This window comes from Vibrio ostreicida, assembly GCF_013074385.2.
Lineage (GTDB): Bacteria > Pseudomonadota > Gammaproteobacteria > Enterobacterales > Vibrionaceae > Vibrio > Vibrio ostreicida.
Map to the genome: position 1 here is coordinate 15,596 of NZ_JABEYA020000009.1, position 15,574 is coordinate 31,169.

Here is a 15,574-nt window from a genome sequence, read left to right on the forward strand (position 1 = left end):
GACCGATCAATTGACCGTTTTCATACAGACTTATGTTTTGAGTAGCGTTATTATTCTTCTACGTCTCGTTGGTAGCACATAAAACATGGTAAGAAAATCATTTCCCGTTTTGCTTTCACTCACTGGTTTTTCAGTTTTTGCACAAGGGATAGATGTGTCCGTTCAGGGGCTGTCGGATGAGCTGCAGGATAATGTGGACGCTTATCTCTCTTCAATTCCATCGGCTGATTATAACACTAGTTTGCGTTTTCAGGCTCGTCTGGAAAAAAGCGTGATCGAGGCGCTTAATGCCGTGGGGTATTATCACCCTCAGATTTCTTTCCATGTTTCAGATCAGGATGATCAATTAACGGTGGATATTACGCCCGGCTCCCCAATTTTGATTACCACGTTGGATATTAACATTGCTGGAGAAGCAAGCACTGATCCTGCTTTTAAGGCTCTAATCGTTAACAGTGGGCTCAAAACCGGTCAGGTGCTTAACCATGGTTTGTACGATAATCTCAAATCTAGCATCCGTAATTTGTCACTGCAAAGAGGTTATTTCGAAGGTGACTTTACGGCCAGTCGGTTGGAAGTGTCGCCGGAGCTAAATCAGGCGTTCATTCACCTCAATTTTGATAGTGGTCCTCGTTATTCTTTTGGTGCTAACCAAATCACCGGCAGCCAGATAGAGGAAACACGCATTAACTCCCTTGCCCCCTATCAGCAAGGGCAGCCATATCTGGCGTCTGATGTTGGTGTATATAATCAAAATCTATCGAGTACGGAATGGTTTTCTTCTGTTTTTGTTGAGCCTGATTTGTCGGATCTGGGACAAGGGCGAGTGTTGCCAATGAAAGTGTCTTTAGCCCCACAGTCAAAAAATCAGCTTGAAACGGGCTTAGGCTATTCGACGGATGTGGGCGTAAAGGGGTCACTCAAATGGAAAAAACCCTGGGTGAATTCTCAGGGACACAGTTTTAACAGCAGTTTTTCGCTCTCAAACCCAGAGCAAACCATTACCGCTGGTTACAAAATACCGCTTGAAGATGCTCTGAATGATTATTACCGCCTGCGCTACGGGATGAAAAAGCTCGACAATCGAGACACCAAAAGTTTCGAAACCAATTTGGCATTGGAACGTCATTGGTTACTGGATAATAGTTGGCACAGAACGTTGTTTATCCGCTACTTGTTAGAAAATTATGAACAGGGCTTACAGGATGATTCAGGTCAGTTTGTGTTACCGGGCGTGACATTTAGCCGTAGCCGCATTCGCGGGGGGGCAATGCCAACTTGGGGCGATCGTCAAAGTCTGACGCTTGAGTATGCCGATGAACCGCTGTTGTCAGAAACGAGAGTGATGCGAATCCAAGCCGGAACTGCGTGGATTCGCAGTTTAGAGCATCGACATCGTGGTATTTTTCGCATTGATGGTGGCGCCAATGTGACAAACGATTTTGACAAATTATCACCGTCACTTCGATTTTTTGCCGGTGGAGACAATAATTTGAGGGGTTACCGTTACGAATCCGTTTCACCTAAAGATGCTAGCGGGGCTCTAACTGGAGCAAAATATGTGCTCACTTCGTCTATTGAGTACCAGTATCGAGTTTACGGGAATTGGTGGGGGGCGGCATTTTATGATTACGGTGATGCGTTCAATACCCAGCCCGACTTTAAACGAGGCTCGGGGGTCGGTGTTCGCTGGTCTTCTCCTGTGGGTCCTATTCGTCTCGACTTTGCTTGGGGATTGGATGCGACACCGGGCGATGAATTTAGAATACACTTTACGCTGGGTCCAGAGTTATGACCAAGTTTGCAGCTTCTTGGTTTAAACGGCTTGCATGTCTTTACGGTGGGATTGTACTGGCTTTAGTCTTGTCTTTTTCTTGGCTCTTATTTACGTCTCAAGGGTTAAGTTTTGTCATTTGGGGAGCAGTGAAGTTTGTTCCTCAATTGGGCGTTGCTTCTCATTCAGGTGCTCTGTTTCCTCGATTTACATTGCAAGGTGTCGTTTATAAAGATGACACCCTGAAAGTGGAGGCGAACGTCGGTGCGTTAACCATAGCCATGAGGCCTTCTTGTCTGTTGCAGCCTCGTGTTTGTGTCGATGAGATGATGATTGAAAGAGTCACGCTAACCATTGCTGAGACGTCTGAAGACATTGCCGCGACAGAGGGAGCCCCCTCTGACAATACGATGTTGACTTCCCCTATTCCTATCGTTGTAAAACACCTTGTCTTGTCTGATGTAGACGCTGACGTTTTGGGCTATCAGGTGCGTTGGAAAACGTTAAGAACCGGGTTGAAATTTGAGGGGAACCATCTGAGAATTAGCCCAACCGTTCTCGATTCGAGCAGGGTGGCGTTGGCGTCAGAGCGACAAAGTAATGTGAAAGCCTCGTCGGTTAGCACGCCAGATCGAGAGGTAAACCCCCGCCTTCTTTCTAATATCCGTCTTCCCTTGGCACTGGAACTGATGAGACTTGACGTCAACAATTTTCAACTTGTGCAAGATAAACCTATCGTTGTTAATCATTTTGGGCTGGAGGCTATGGCTTCGGAGTCGACCGTGAATATCAAAGCGGTTACCTTTGATCTGCCTGAGATCCAAGGTCAGCTGAATGCTCGCCTGACCCTAAAAGATGATTACCCTGTTGAACTTGATCTGGCTGCACAGATTAAGCAAGCGCCGATGAATGGGCAAACCATTCATCTTAAGGCTTTCGGAAGTTTAGAGAATGTAGACTTACAAGCTCGGCTTGGTGGGTTGTTCAAAGCAAGTATCGATGCGGAACTGAAGCCTTTAGATGTGAATTTTCCCTTTGCTCTGACAGTGACTGATGGCGACGTTCAATGGCCGTTACAAGGTCCAGCGGATTATGTGGCAGAAGTCAGTCAATTTCGTGCTCAGGGCTCGCTTGAGGGCTATACATTACAGTTAGAATCAACATTGCAGGGGTCGAATGTGCCTGAGATAGCAATGGTTCTCAATGGGCGAGGTGATCTCGGGCAGCTGGTTATCGATGTGCAGTCGATAAAAACCCTAGGGGGGGAGATACGTGGCTCTGTGATGGCCGATTGGACATCGTCGGTAAGCTGGAATGGCGAATTGTCGCTAGACGAGATTCAGCCTGGGCAATATTGGCAACAGGTTGACGGAACGATCAGCGGTGAACTCAAGACCGAGGGTTCAGCCACAGAACAGGGAGGTTGGGAGGTGTCGGTGCCGAAGTTAGACATTAACGGTATGCTTGGGGGCTATCCTTTAAATGTAGAAGGGACACTGACGGCTTCCGATTTGACAGGAGATGGCGCCGCTAAAATTAACACGCCTGAGCTTGTGGTTTCTCACGGCCCCAATCATGTGACTGCCAAAGGAGAAATCGCTCAGTCGTTAACCATGCAGATTGCGGTTAACGTCCCCGATTTATCGAAGACGGTGCCACAACTTCAAGGCAAGGTTACCGGCGATATTAATCTTAGCGGTCCCCCCGATACGCCAATGATTGCCCTTAATCTTGATGGACAGTCGCTTAAGTGGCAGCAAGATTTGAGCGTAGCAAGCCTTTTGGTCGAAGGAAAATTATCGCCTTTACCTTTGCCATCAGGAAAGCTCAAGGTACAGGTGGTCAACGCTAAATATCAGGATTACCTACTGGATAAGTTGGAGCTTAATTTCGATGGCGCTCAGCAGCATAAACTGACTCTCGACATGAGCTCCAATATTGTGTCAGCTGAGCTAGCACTCCAAGGAACACTGGAAGACAAACCAGCCCTAACATGGAAAGGGGGCATAGATCGCATGTCTCTGACATCGAAGCAAGGCACATGGCGATTAAACCAACCGACTCAGCTGGCTGTTAATATAGATTCACAGCAGCTGTTTGTTGCGGCACATTGTTGGCTGCAGTCAGGTGCGTCTGTTTGTCTTGAACAGGACGCGAACATTGGAAAAAGTGGACAGGTTCAAGTCTCTGTCTCTCAGGTTGATGTTGCACAGCTTAAGATGTTTTTACCACAAACGTTGGAGTTAAAGGGGCGGTTGAATATAGAGACCACCGCCAAGTGGTCACCCGACTCGGCACCGGATATTTCTGCTATCATCGATATGGATAAAGGGACCATAAAGCAATTGAGTCCCAATCCACTCCAGTTGAGTTGGGATGCGCTGAAACTTAATGCATCGCTCAACAAGAATGAGCTCAACGCGAAGTGGTTGTTTAATGTGACTGATAATGGCGATGTATCTGGTCATCTTCATATTGCTGATATACTTGTTAGCGATAAGATCATTGATGCAAACGTATCATTGAGTCGATTTAATTTGGATTTTCTTGCCCCTGCGATCGGTGATTATAGTCAGTTGAAATCCAATATTTCTACAGATTTGACCTTTGTGGGGCCAATGACACAACCCAAAGTAAAGGGAGATATTACAGTTGAAGATATGGTTGTTAAAGGTGAAATGACACCAATAGAAATCGACTCGGGTCGTCTGATGCTTAAGTTTACGGGATATGACGCAACCTTAAATGGTGACATCGGAACGCCAGATGGAAAGCTTGAACTAGCAGGCATGGCGGATTGGAATGATATGAACCACTGGCATTCCAAATTAAGAGTGTTTGCCGAACAATTGATGATCGATGTCCCCCCGATGATAAAACTCAAAGTCATCCCTGATATGACGATTGTCGCGTCACCCAAGCAGGCCAACATTGATGGAAAGATATCATTACCATGGGGGCGAATTGTTGTGGAGGCGCTACCTCCGAGTGCGATAAGTGTTTCAAAGGATCAGGTTTTGCTCAATAGGCAACTTAAGCCAGAGGTTGCTAAAAAACCTTTTCCTTTAAGTATTGAAACCAACATCAATATTGATATTGGCGATGATGTTAAATTGTCAGCGTTTGGCTTGGAGAGTGGTTTATCGGGTAATCTCAACGTGGCCCAGCGTGATCAAGGCCCTTTTGTGACAGGGGAAGTTAACCTTATAGATGGCTCCTACCGTTCATTTGGGCAGGATTTGATGATCAAGCAGGGAAAAGTGCTGATGAATGGCCCAGTTGATCAGCCTTATGTACAGATTACTGCGGTGAGAAACCCAGACAACACTAAGGATGATGTGACGGCGGGGGTTCGGGTCACTGGGCCAGCAGATGAACCAGAAGTGACTCTGTTTTCAGACCCGGCTATGCCTCAGGCAAATGCGCTTTCTTACTTGCTGCGTGGTCAAAATATTGATGGTGAGTCGGGCGGAAATACAATGACGGCGACCCTCATTGGATTGAGCTTGGCGAAAAGCGGTCGAGTGGTCGGTGAAATCGGTGAAGCGTTTGGTGTGCAGGATTTTCAGGTTGATACCGCGGGATCGGGAGATGACTCTCAGGTGACAGTGAGTGGCTATGTGTTGCCCGGTTTGCAGGTTAAGTATGGCGTTGGTATCTTCGATTCTGTCGGAGAATTTACCGTCAGGTATCGTTTAATGCAGGATTTGTATGTTGAAGCGGTCTCAGGGCTGGACAGCGCTGTGGATCTTTTGTATCAGTTTGAGTTCAATTAATTCCCAATCTTAGGTGGCAGGATGCAACATTTACTTTTTGTTTATGGAACCTTACGGCAAGGCGAAATTCATCATGATTATCTCGCAGGGACACAATGTCTGGGGCATTTTGAAACGCCACCACACTTCTCGTTATATGAATTGGGCTCATACCCTGCGGTGGTTGAAGGTCACTCATCCATATTAGGAGAAGTGTATTTGATTGATGATGAGACCCTATCTCTGATCGATAAGCTTGAAGATGTCCCCGTCGAATATCGAAGAGAGCAGATAGAGACCTCCTTCGGTATCGCTTGGATTTATTTATATCAAGACAGCAGCCAATTGGAGACGATGATTGCGTCAGGTGATTGGTGCCAGAGAGTTTGATGGGCGAGTTGGATTCTGAAATGATGGGACATATTAGAAAGAGCCAGCCATATAGCGCTGGCCATGATGATTATTTTTGGGCACGTTGATAAGATTCAAGAATTTCATTGCGTGCAGACTGTGCATCTTCCCAACCATCGACCGTTACCCACTTACCTGATTCAAGCTCTTTATAATGCTCGAAGAAATGAGTAATTTGAGCTTTTAAGAGATCTGGCAAGTCGTTAACATCCTGAATGTGATCATACTCTTTAGACAGTTTTGAGTGTGGAACGGCAACCACTTTTGCATCTTCACCGGATTCGTCAGTCATTTTTAATACGCCGACAGGACGACAACGAATCACTGAGCCCGCCATCAGGGGATAGGGGGTTGGGACCAACACGTCAACAGGGTCTCCATCCAAAGAGAGGGTGTGGTTAATGTAGCCATAGTTGCAAGGGTAAAACATAGGGGCAGACATAAAACGGTCGACGAATATCGCACCGGAATCTTTGTCTACCTCATATTTGATAGGATCGGCATTGGCTGGGATTTCAATTACTACATAGAGATCATCAGGAAGAGACTTCCCTGCAGGTACATCGTTTAAGCTCATTGTGAACCTTCCTTTTTCATTTGTGTCTGAACATCGACACGTCGCCTAATTTAAGAACAGATTACCTTACTGCTAAACTTGGTTTTATGTAAACCAATTGTGACGCGACGTTGTTCAAGAAAATACGAAAAAGGCGCACGATGGCGCCTTTTTTGATCAAGCGTCTCTGTAAATATTCAAAAACTCTTCGACTTTTTTGACCATGTTCGTTGAACCAACAAAGAAAGGGACTCTTTGATGGAGTTCTGTGGGTTTGATGTCCATGATACGAGTGATGCCATCAGAAGCGATCCCTCCGGCTTGCTCAATCAAGTAGGCCATGGGGTTGCACTCGTAAAGTAGGCGCAGTTTTCCATTTGGGTGGCTCTGCGTACTCGGGTACAGGTAAATACCCCCTTTGAGAAGGTTTCGATGGAAGTCTGCGACCAGAGAACCAATGTAACGGGACGTATAGGGGCGCTGTTCTTTAGGTTCATTTTCTTGACAGTACTTAATGTACTTTTTTACACCCATTGGGAAACGAATATAGTTCCCTTCATTGATGGAATAGATGGTGCCTTGTTCAGGAATCATCATATTTTCATGGGATAGGCAAAACGTTCCCAACGAGGGGTCGTAGGTAAAGCCATTGACGCCATTTCCGGTTGTGTAAACAAGCATGGTGGATGAACCATAAATGACGTAACCGGCGGCGACTTGCTTGTGGCCAGGTTGCAGAAAATCTTCCTCAGTTGGCGGTGTGCCTATCGGAGAGACTCGGCGATAAATTGAGAAAATAGTACCAACAGAGACGTTTACGTCAATATTGGAAGAACCATCGAGCGGGTCCATAAGTACCACGTATTTGGCGTTTTTATTGAGCTCTTTGTTGAACGCTACGGCTTCATCTTCTTCTTCGCTGGCGACACCACAGACTTGATCTCGGGCCTCAAGTGCGGCTTTGAACTTGTCATTGGCATAGATATCCAGTTTTTGCTGGTCTTCACCTTGTATGTTCTCTGTTCCAACGGCACCAGTGATATCACCTAAACCTGCTGCATTTATTTCACGGTTTACAATTTTTGCAGCCAGTCTAATGGATGAAAGTAGAGATGATAGATCACCGCTAGCGTGGGGGAAGTCCGCTTGTTTCTCAACAATGAACTCGCCCAGGGTGCGCATTCCAGACATGATTTTTCCTTTAAGTCGCTTCTAAATAGTAGGGAGAGTGGCGTTACCGATCTCTTACGGACCTTAAATTTCGCCTGTCCCTAGTCTAAAAGCTAGATCTTTTTATTGGTAATAAACTAACTGCTCAAGATCTCGTTTTATTTGTCGACCTTATAATTAATTACATCATAATTTTGATAGAAAAGGATTTTTCAGAGGTTGTTCACCGTCACAACATTGTTTCCAGTCTGTCAATTCGTTATCAAAGTAGTTCGCTTTTCCACACATAATCGCCATAATATCGGTCTTGTTCTCGCCTTGGAGAAGGTCATTTATGCATATTCATATCTTAGGGATTTGTGGTACGTTCATGGGAGGGGCGGCAATTCTGGCGCAGCAATTGGGGCACAAAGTCACAGGCAGTGACGCTAATGTGTATCCGCCGATGAGTACCTTGCTTGAATCCCAAGGCATTGAAATTGTTCAGGGTTACCATCCTTCTCAATTAGATCCCGCCCCTGATTTAGTGGTTATTGGTAATGCAATGAGCCGCGGCAATCCCTGCGTGGAGCATGTCTTGAATAGCCATCTTCGTTATACCTCGGGTCCGCAATGGTTGCAGGAATTTTTATTGCATGATCGCTGGGTTCTCGCAGTATCGGGCACCCATGGGAAAACAACGACAGCGAGTATGTTGGCTTGGATATTGGAAGATTGCGGTTACCAGCCGGGCTTCTTGGTCGGAGGGGTACTGGGTAATTTCGGCGTTTCTGCGCGACTAGGAGAAAGCTGCTTTTTCGTTGTGGAAGCGGATGAGTACGACAGTGCTTTTTTTGACAAGCGTTCTAAGTTTGTACACTACCACCCGCGCACCTTAGTCATCAATAATCTTGAGTTTGATCACGCCGATATATTTGATGATCTTGAGGCCATCAAACGTCAGTTTCATCACCTGATCAGAACGGTGCCCAGCAACGGACGGATAATTGCACCGAAAGTGGACCAATCGATTGATGATGTTTTGCAACGAGGGTGTTGGAGTGAAACGGAGTTCAGTGGCAAAGATCAACGCTGGCAGGCTCAGAAGCAGCGGGCAGATGGGTCAAAATTTAAAGTGTTATTTGATGGTGAAGAGGCTGGTGTGATCGAGTGGAATTTAGTAGGCGATCATAACGTTGACAACGCACTAATGGCTGTTGCTGCTGCACGACATGTGGGCGTAACACCAGATTTGGCTTGTCAGTCTTTAGCCACCTACATCAATACTAAGCGTCGGCTTGAGCTCAAAGGAGAGGTCAACCAAATAGCGGTGTATGATGATTTTGCCCATCATCCCACGGCGATTGAACTGACTTTAATGGGGCTACGTAACAAGGTCGGGGAAAGCCGAATATTGGCCGTCTTTGAACCTCGCAGTGCGACAATGAAACGTGGCGTGTACAAAGACATGATAGCCGCGTCTCTGTCTACGTCGGACATCGTATTCCTCTATCAACCAGATAACATCGATTGGTCAGTCAAGGATATTGCTCAGGAATGCCACCAGCCCACTTATACGTCAGACAGGGTTGATGAACTGGTCAACATCTTAAGTGAGCAAGCAGAACCGGGTGACCATATAGTAGTGATGAGTAATGGCGCTTTTGACGGAATTCACGATAAGTTACTGGCAAAACTGGCCGACTAGATTAATGTGATAATATGAATAATGAAAAGAAAAAAGCCATCACACTGGCTTTCACAGGCGCGTCGGGTGCGCCTTATGGACTCCGATTACTGCAATGCCTATTAGCGGCAGACTTTCAGGTGTATTTGCTTATATCATCCGCTGCAAAAGTGGTTCTTGCAACAGAACAAGAACTCAAGTTGCCCGGGAATCCGCAGGCTGCTCAGCAAGTTTTAGTCGATTACCTTCAGTGTCAGCCTGAACAACTGATTGTTTGTGGTAAAGATGATTGGTTTTCGCCGGTTGCGTCTGGGTCAGCGGCGCCTAAAACCATGGTGGTTTGCCCTTGTTCGGTAGGCAGTGTAGCGGCCATTGCACATGGTATGTCTGATAATCTGATTGAGCGTGCAGCCGATGTCGTGATCAAAGAACGTGGTCAATTACTGCTTGTGGTACGCGAAACGCCTTTCTCAACATTACACTTAGAGAATATGCATAAGTTGTCTCAGCTAGGTGTCACTATTATGCCTGCGGCTCCTGGTTTCTACCATCAACCGACCACCATTGAGGATTTAGTCGACTTTATGGTGGCGCGTGTCCTAGACCACCTTAAAATTGATCAAGCTCTAGTGCCACGTTGGGGATATGACTCGCGTTCATAGCTCTGGTCAACGGTTAAGATTACGATTACAATCCCATCGACACTCATCGGGGCGCTATCCATACTTGGGATAAAGCTGAGATCGGGCCAAGCCTGAGACCCGTGTACCTGAACCAGATAATGCTGGCGTAGGAATTGAGTTGGAACATTGTGTTGTTCAGTGTTACCTCATCCCTGTGCTGCTCAACCAAGGAGCAAGCTTTGAAGCCTTCTTTTACCACCTTTACTGTCGCTATCTTGGCCTCTTTTTCTGCGCTTGCCGCAGAGGAGACGCTAACCATTTATACTTATGATTCTTTCTCCTCAGAGTGGGGCCCCGGCCCTAAAATTGAAAAAGCCTTTGAAGAAAAGTGCGGTTGTACTTTAAAGTTTGTTGCGTTGGATGATGGGGTGTCGATCCTTAATCGATTGCGTCTTGAAGGGAAGAACAGCAAAGCGGATATTGTCCTTGGATTGGACAATAATCTGATGGTCGAGGCTCAAAAAACCGGACTACTTGCCGAACACAATATTCCCACGAAAGGACTCAGTCTGCCTAACGGGTGGAATGACAATACCTTTTTGCCCTATGACTATGGCTATTTTGCCTTTGTATACAATAAAGAAAAATTGTTGAATCCGCCTAAAAGTCTCAAACAGTTGGTCGAATCTAATGATGGCTTAAAAGTCATCTATCAGGATCCTCGAACCTCAACGCCTGGGCAAGGACTGATGTTGTGGATGAAAGCGGTCTATGCTGATGAGGCCACTCAAGCTTGGAAAAAGCTGGCCAAGAAGACGGTGACTGTAACCAAAGGGTGGTCTGAAGCTTATTCCATGTTTCTTGAAGGTGAGTCAGATATGGTGCTCTCTTACACCACATCTCCGGCTTATCACTCGATTGTCGAAAAGGATGGTAAGTATGCCGCAGCAGACTTTTCTGAAGGCCACTACACACAAGTTGAAGTGGCAGCCAAAGTAAAAACATCGAAAAATAGCAAGTTGGCCGATGAATTTTTGAGGTTTATGCTCAGTGACGATTTCCAGTCATTAATGCCGACAGGCAATTGGATGTATCCTGTCACTGATATCGATTTACCACAAGGATTTGACTCCTTGACTGTTCCAGCCAAAGCGTTGGGTTTTACGGCTGATGAAGTCGCAAAAAACCGAAAGTCTTGGATTCGTGAATGGCAAAATGCTCTGATTTTCTAAGGTAGCCAATTGCGCAAGATCCCTCAAATAGGCCTTTGGGTCGCGGTATGCATCGCGGCCTTTATTGTGTGTGCTTTGGGCTCCTTACTGGTTCATGCGCCTAATTTAGACATGAGTCTGGTTTGGCACGACCCCTATTATCGGCATGTGACTCAATTTAGTTTCTACCAGTCCTTCCTTTCAACGTTACTGAGTGTAGGGTTAGCGATGCCTGTGGCGCATGCTTTGTCAAGGCGATGCTTTCTGGGTAAAGCACTGCTCTTGAAGCTGTTCGCGACGACTTTAGTTTTACCGGTTTTGGTTGGCGTGTTTGGGTTGGTTGCCGTTTACGGCAGCAGTGGCTTGGTTTCATCGATGCTCCGATCCCTCGACAGTCAGTTATCCTTTTCAATTTATGGGCTAAATGGCATTTTGTTGGCTCACGTCTTTTTTAACCTCCCCTATGCGACTCGGCTCTTTATTCAAACCTTTGATTCTATTCCTCTTGAGCAACATAAGTTATGTGCTCATTTAGGAATGGGACATTGGGATAAATTCCGTTTGATAGAATGGCCTCGTTTGAGACAGCAATTGCCACATGTCAGTGGTTTAGTTTTTATGCTCTGCTTTACCAGTTTCGCTACGGTTATGGCGTTGGGTGGGGGGCCAAAATCCACCACCATAGAACTGGCGATCTATCAGGCAATTAAGTTTGATTTTGATCTTCAAATTGGGGCGTTATTGGCGATTTGGCAAATGATGCTTTGTGGCGTATTGGCGCTTACCATTCAAGGTGTGGCCAGACCAATACCAGTGGCTACGGGGGCGCAACATCATAAGATTTTTCGTCCCAAAGAATCAATCTGGTCGTCGGTTTGGGATTGGGGTTGGATATGGGGAGTTGTGTTACTTGTGCTTCCGCCATTGGTGATGGTGTTCATCCGTGGCATTAACCATCAAATCGTCAGTGTTATCAACGACTCTCAATTTTGGCTGGCGTTTCTTGCCTCTATTAAAGTCGCCGCGCTAGCGAGTGTGTTGTCTCTCGCTGCAGGCGTATCTATTTTGTTAACGAGTCGGCGCTTGCGGCTAAACCATCATGTTAAAAGAGCAAATGGTATTGAAGTCGTCGGGACTATTATATTGGTCACGCCAGGCTTGGTGATTTCAACCGGTATTTTCTTGCTGTTACGTTCGCTGACGGACGTCTTTAGTCTTGCTTTTTTTATTGTGGTTGCGGTCAATGCTCTCATGGCCTTACCGTATGTCATAAAGACCTTGTCCCAACCGATGTTGCATATCGAACAGCAATACCAATACCTTTGCGCGAGCTTAGGAATAAAAGGCTGGCAGCGCTGGACTGTGGTGGAATGGCGATCCCTTAAAAAACCGTTAGCTCATGCATTTGCTATCAGTTTCATGTTGGCGATGGGGGATTTGAGCGCGATAGCTTTGTTTGGTAGCCAAGAGTTTCGGACATTGCCTCTCTACCTGTTTCAACTTCTGGGCAGCTATCAAATGGAGGCTGCAGCAGTGGTATCACTGACCCTTTTATTACTCAGTGTCTTGTGCTTTACCTTGGTAGAAACCCTATTTAAAGTCAACTCAGAAGGGAAATATGCTCACTCTAGATAACGTTGATTACTATTATAATCATGAACGCTTTTGTTTTGATATTCGCATCCCAAAAGGCGCAATCGTTGCGCTGATGGGCCCAAGTGGTGCAGGTAAATCTACCTTGTTGGCCTTGGTTGCAGGTTTTATTGAGCCTTCTCAGGGGCGCATCATGGTTGATGACGTCGACGTGGTTGGCCAAGACCCGCATTTGCGCCCATTCTCAATGTTGTTTCAGGAGCACAATCTGTTTGCGCATCTCACTGTGCGCCAGAATATAGGTTTGGGTCTTGAATCAGGGCTGAGGTTATCGGCTGCGCAACACCTTCAGGTTAACCAAGCTGCCCATCAGGTCGGTGTTCAAAATTACCTTGACCGTTTACCAGAGCAATTGTCAGGGGGACAGCGTCAGAGAGTCGCACTGGCACGCTGTTTTGTTCAGAGTCACAACATTTGGTTATTAGATGAGCCGTTCTCTGCGTTGGACCCTATCTTACGTGAGGAAATGCTTGTTTTAGTTCAGCAGTTAGCAAGAGAAAGGGAAATTACGGTGTTGATGGTGACTCATCATATCAGTGACGCTAAAACGATCGCGTCTGAATTTGTTTTTGTCGCGGGGGGTAAAGTTGAAGCGACAGGCGGGATAGATACGCTGTCTCCAGAGCACTCCAACGCAGCTCTCGGGGCTTTTGTCAGAGCGGGTCACTAGCACAGGTTGATGTGTCCGCATCAACCTGTTTACTGGCTCTAAATCAAACGTCTTTATCGTTTAGCTCTTTGAGTATTTGAAATATTTCGCGAAATGCTTTTGCAGGCTTTCCTGATGCTTGCTCTTTTGCCGCTTGACGGGCAAGTTGACGTAAGCGTTGGCGGTCTGCGAGAGGGTACAAGTCCATCGCATCCCCAATTGCTTTGTCCCCTTCGGCCACAATACGATCACGTAGTTGCTCCAGCTTATGTAATTCAGCTGTGGCCTGTGAGTGCTTATTTCGCACTTTATCTAGAGCGGCTTGAAGTGGCTCTGGATCTTCGACACGCATCAATTTACCGACATACTGCAATTGACGGCGACGGGCTTCGTTTTTAAAGCGTTGCGCATCTTTGATGGCCTCTGCGAGTTCATCACTGAGTGGAAACTTTTCGAGTACGGATGGTTTCAGACTGGCGAGCTCTTCTCCAAGCTTTTGCAGTTCTTCCATATCACGTTTCATCTCGGTTTTACTTACCCAGATAATTTCTTCTTCTGGTTCCCATGGCGCTTTTTGATTCTTCCGAGCCATTTTCCTACCTTAATTTGACCGTCTATTTCTCTATTTTAACAAGAATCGTGGGGAGAAAGCGAAATTCTTGTTATTCTTGGTGCAATAGCCATTTAAGCATGAAGAAGATATGGACGTAAGACAGCAAATTACTCAACAACGTACTGAGCTAGAGGCCGCGGTTGCGAAAGCGTTGGAGATGGCCGCCAAAAAATCAGATGGCGCTGAAGTCGCGATTACAAAAAGCACTGGCCTGAGTGTTTCGAGTCGCATGTGTGAAGTCGAAAACGTCGAGTTCAACAGTGATGGTGCACTGGGGATCACCGTCTATCGTGGTCAACGCAAAGGGAGTGCCTCGACCTCTGACTTAAGCGAACGTGCGATTGAGCAAACCGTTATGGCGGCGCTGGATATTGCGCATTATACCTCTGAAGACCCATGTGCTGGCCCAGCACCTAAGGAGATGATGGTTGAAAATATTCCTGATTTAGATCTTTTTCACCCCGACACCCCTGATCCTGATCAGGCTGCCGCTATTGCTATTGCTGCCGAGCAAAAAGCGCTGTCTTTTAGCGAAGCCATTAAGCAAAGTGATGGTGCGAGCTACGATAGCCATTACGGTGTCAAGGTATACGGAAACAGCCATGGTTTGCTGGCTAGCTATGCGTCCAGCCGCCACAGTCTGAGCTGCAGCGTTATCGGACAGGGTAAAAGTGGTGAGATGGAGAGTGATTACAGTTATACCGTGGCACGCCACAAAGATGATCTCTGGGCGCCTGACCTTGTCGGTCTAGAGGCTGCTGAGAGAACCGTTCGTCGGCTTGATGCTCAGAAATTAAAAACGGGGCAATACCCAGTCATGTTTGCCGCCGAGGTGGCGACTGGTTTGTTGGGGCACCTTGTGATGGCGATAAGTGGGGGTAACCTCTATCGTAAGTCTTCATTTTTGCTGGATCATCTTGGTGAAAAAGTGTTGCCAGAGTGGTTTTGTATCTCGGAAAAGCCCCATGTCCTAAGAGGCTTAGCCTCAAGTCCGTTTGACAGTGAGGGTGTGGTTACTCAAAATCGAGAAATCATTACCGATGGCGTTTTAGCGACCTATTTACTGACCAGCTATGCTGCGCGCAAGATGGACATGCTACCGACAGGTCACGCTGGTGGTATTCACAACTGGTACGTGAAATCGACAGGTCAAGACACTGAACAAATGCTGAAAGAACTTGGCACGGGATTACTGGTGACAGAAGTCATGGGGCAAGGTGTGAATATTGTTACCGGTGATTACTCACGCGGAGCCGCTGGTTTTTGGGTCGAAAATGGAGAGATTCAGTATCCGGTTGCTGAGATTACGATCGCAGGCTACCTGAAAGATATGTTTAACCAGATAGTGGCTGTTGGCTCTGATGTTGAGAGCCGATCTCAGATCCAAACGGGCTCTATTTTAATCGAATCAATCAAGGTTGCCGGTGAATAGTTAGAATCGTTAATCAATCGATAGAAAAAGGTTAGCGCTGTAGCTAACCTTTTGTCTTTAG

General features: G+C 46.5%; 12 protein-coding genes and 1 riboswitch. Of the genes, 9 read left to right on the top strand and 3 right to left on the bottom strand.

The window, feature by feature from the left end:
• Positions 1-85 precede the first annotated feature (85 nt).
• From tamA to HLM86_RS13245, 3 genes are read left to right on the top strand one after another with little or no spacing between them, the layout of a single operon-like run.
• Positions 86-1,795, top strand: a complete 1,710-nt coding sequence (tamA, locus tag HLM86_RS13235; RefSeq protein WP_170883099.1) for an autotransporter assembly complex protein TamA — start codon at positions 86-88, stop codon at positions 1,793-1,795.
• Positions 1,792-5,550 carry an autotransporter assembly complex protein TamB gene (tamB, locus tag HLM86_RS13240; RefSeq protein WP_170883101.1) on the top strand — a complete coding sequence of 1,253 codons (3,759 nt, stop codon included), beginning with the start codon at positions 1,792-1,794 and terminating at the stop codon, positions 5,548-5,550. The genes tamA and tamB overlap by 4 nt, the downstream gene beginning before the upstream one ends.
• Before the next feature lie 21 nt (positions 5,551-5,571).
• Positions 5,572-5,919, top strand: a complete 348-nt coding sequence (locus HLM86_RS13245) for a gamma-glutamylcyclotransferase family protein (protein ID WP_170883104.1) — start codon at positions 5,572-5,574, stop codon at positions 5,917-5,919.
• Between the two features lie 70 nt (positions 5,920-5,989).
• On the opposite strand, the gene ppa is transcribed toward HLM86_RS13245, so the two are convergent.
• The gene (ppa, locus tag HLM86_RS13250) at positions 5,990-6,517 is read right to left on the bottom strand and encodes an inorganic diphosphatase (RefSeq protein WP_076589440.1); all 528 of its coding nucleotides are present in this window, start codon (positions 6,515-6,517) and stop codon (positions 5,990-5,992) included.
• A gap of 156 nt (positions 6,518-6,673) precedes the next feature.
• Positions 6,674-7,687 carry a class 1 fructose-bisphosphatase gene (gene fbp / locus HLM86_RS13255; RefSeq protein ID WP_076589441.1) on the bottom strand — a complete coding sequence of 338 codons (1,014 nt, stop codon included), beginning with the start codon at positions 7,685-7,687 and terminating at the stop codon, positions 6,674-6,676.
• Between the two features lie 313 nt (positions 7,688-8,000).
• Between fbp and mpl the strand changes: the two genes are divergently transcribed.
• The 5 genes from mpl to thiQ all read left to right on the top strand — a co-directional run bounded on the left by mpl (position 8,001) and on the right by thiQ (position 13,489).
• Positions 8,001-9,353 (top strand): UDP-N-acetylmuramate:L-alanyl-gamma-D-glutamyl-meso-diaminopimelate ligase, encoded by a 1,353-nt coding sequence (mpl, locus tag HLM86_RS13260; RefSeq protein ID WP_170883106.1) that lies wholly within the window; start codon positions 8,001-8,003, stop codon positions 9,351-9,353.
• Positions 9,354-9,367: 14 nt separating this feature from the next.
• Complete coding sequence (locus HLM86_RS13265) at positions 9,368-9,994, top strand: flavin prenyltransferase UbiX (RefSeq protein ID WP_076589443.1); 627 nt, start codon at positions 9,368-9,370, stop codon at positions 9,992-9,994.
• Between the two features lie 37 nt (positions 9,995-10,031).
• A riboswitch (TPP riboswitch) is annotated at positions 10,032-10,145 on the top strand.
• A 49-nt stretch (positions 10,146-10,194) separates the two neighbouring features.
• Positions 10,195-11,187 carry a thiamine ABC transporter substrate binding subunit gene (gene thiB, locus HLM86_RS13270; RefSeq protein ID WP_076589444.1) on the top strand — a complete coding sequence of 331 codons (993 nt, stop codon included), beginning with the start codon at positions 10,195-10,197 and terminating at the stop codon, positions 11,185-11,187.
• A 9-nt stretch (positions 11,188-11,196) separates the two neighbouring features.
• Positions 11,197-12,801 carry a thiamine/thiamine pyrophosphate ABC transporter permease ThiP gene (gene thiP / locus HLM86_RS13275; RefSeq protein WP_170883108.1) on the top strand — a complete coding sequence of 535 codons (1,605 nt, stop codon included), beginning with the start codon at positions 11,197-11,199 and terminating at the stop codon, positions 12,799-12,801.
• Positions 12,785-13,489 carry a thiamine ABC transporter ATP-binding protein gene (gene thiQ, locus HLM86_RS13280; protein WP_170883109.1) on the top strand — a complete coding sequence of 235 codons (705 nt, stop codon included), beginning with the start codon at positions 12,785-12,787 and terminating at the stop codon, positions 13,487-13,489. The genes thiP and thiQ overlap by 17 nt, the downstream gene beginning before the upstream one ends.
• A gap of 43 nt (positions 13,490-13,532) precedes the next feature.
• Here the strand turns inward: thiQ and yjgA are convergent, their stop codons facing one another.
• Positions 13,533-14,060 carry a ribosome biogenesis factor YjgA gene (yjgA, locus tag HLM86_RS13285; RefSeq protein ID WP_076589447.1) on the bottom strand — a complete coding sequence of 176 codons (528 nt, stop codon included), beginning with the start codon at positions 14,058-14,060 and terminating at the stop codon, positions 13,533-13,535.
• 109 nt (positions 14,061-14,169) lie between these two features.
• On the opposite strand from yjgA, the gene pmbA reads away from it, so the two are divergent.
• Entirely contained in the window at positions 14,170-15,513 is a 1,344-nt protein-coding gene (gene pmbA, locus HLM86_RS13290) for a metalloprotease PmbA (protein ID WP_170883111.1), read from the top strand.
• Positions 15,514-15,574: the final 61 nt, after the last annotated feature.

Excerpts from the sequence above, each read along its gene's own strand:
- tamA (WP_170883099.1), top strand. The coding sequence starts at position 86 with ATGGTAAGAAAATCATTTCCCGTTTTGCTTTCACTCACTGGTTTTTCA.
- tamB (WP_170883101.1), top strand. The coding sequence starts at position 1,792 with ATGACCAAGTTTGCAGCTTCTTGGTTTAAACGGCTTGCATGTCTTTAC.
- HLM86_RS13245 (WP_170883104.1), top strand. The coding sequence starts at position 5,572 with ATGCAACATTTACTTTTTGTTTATGGAACCTTACGGCAAGGCGAAATT.
- ppa (WP_076589440.1), bottom strand. The coding sequence starts at position 6,517 with ATGAGCTTAAACGATGTACCTGCAGGGAAGTCTCTTCCTGATGATCTC.
- fbp (WP_076589441.1), bottom strand. The coding sequence starts at position 7,687 with ATGTCTGGAATGCGCACCCTGGGCGAGTTCATTGTTGAGAAACAAGCG.
- mpl (WP_170883106.1), top strand. The coding sequence starts at position 8,001 with ATGCATATTCATATCTTAGGGATTTGTGGTACGTTCATGGGAGGGGCG.
- HLM86_RS13265 (WP_076589443.1), top strand. The coding sequence starts at position 9,368 with ATGAATAATGAAAAGAAAAAAGCCATCACACTGGCTTTCACAGGCGCG.
- thiQ (WP_170883109.1), top strand. The coding sequence starts at position 12,785 with ATGCTCACTCTAGATAACGTTGATTACTATTATAATCATGAACGCTTT.
- yjgA (WP_076589447.1), bottom strand. The coding sequence starts at position 14,060 with ATGGCTCGGAAGAATCAAAAAGCGCCATGGGAACCAGAAGAAGAAATT.
- pmbA (WP_170883111.1), top strand. The coding sequence starts at position 14,170 with ATGGACGTAAGACAGCAAATTACTCAACAACGTACTGAGCTAGAGGCC.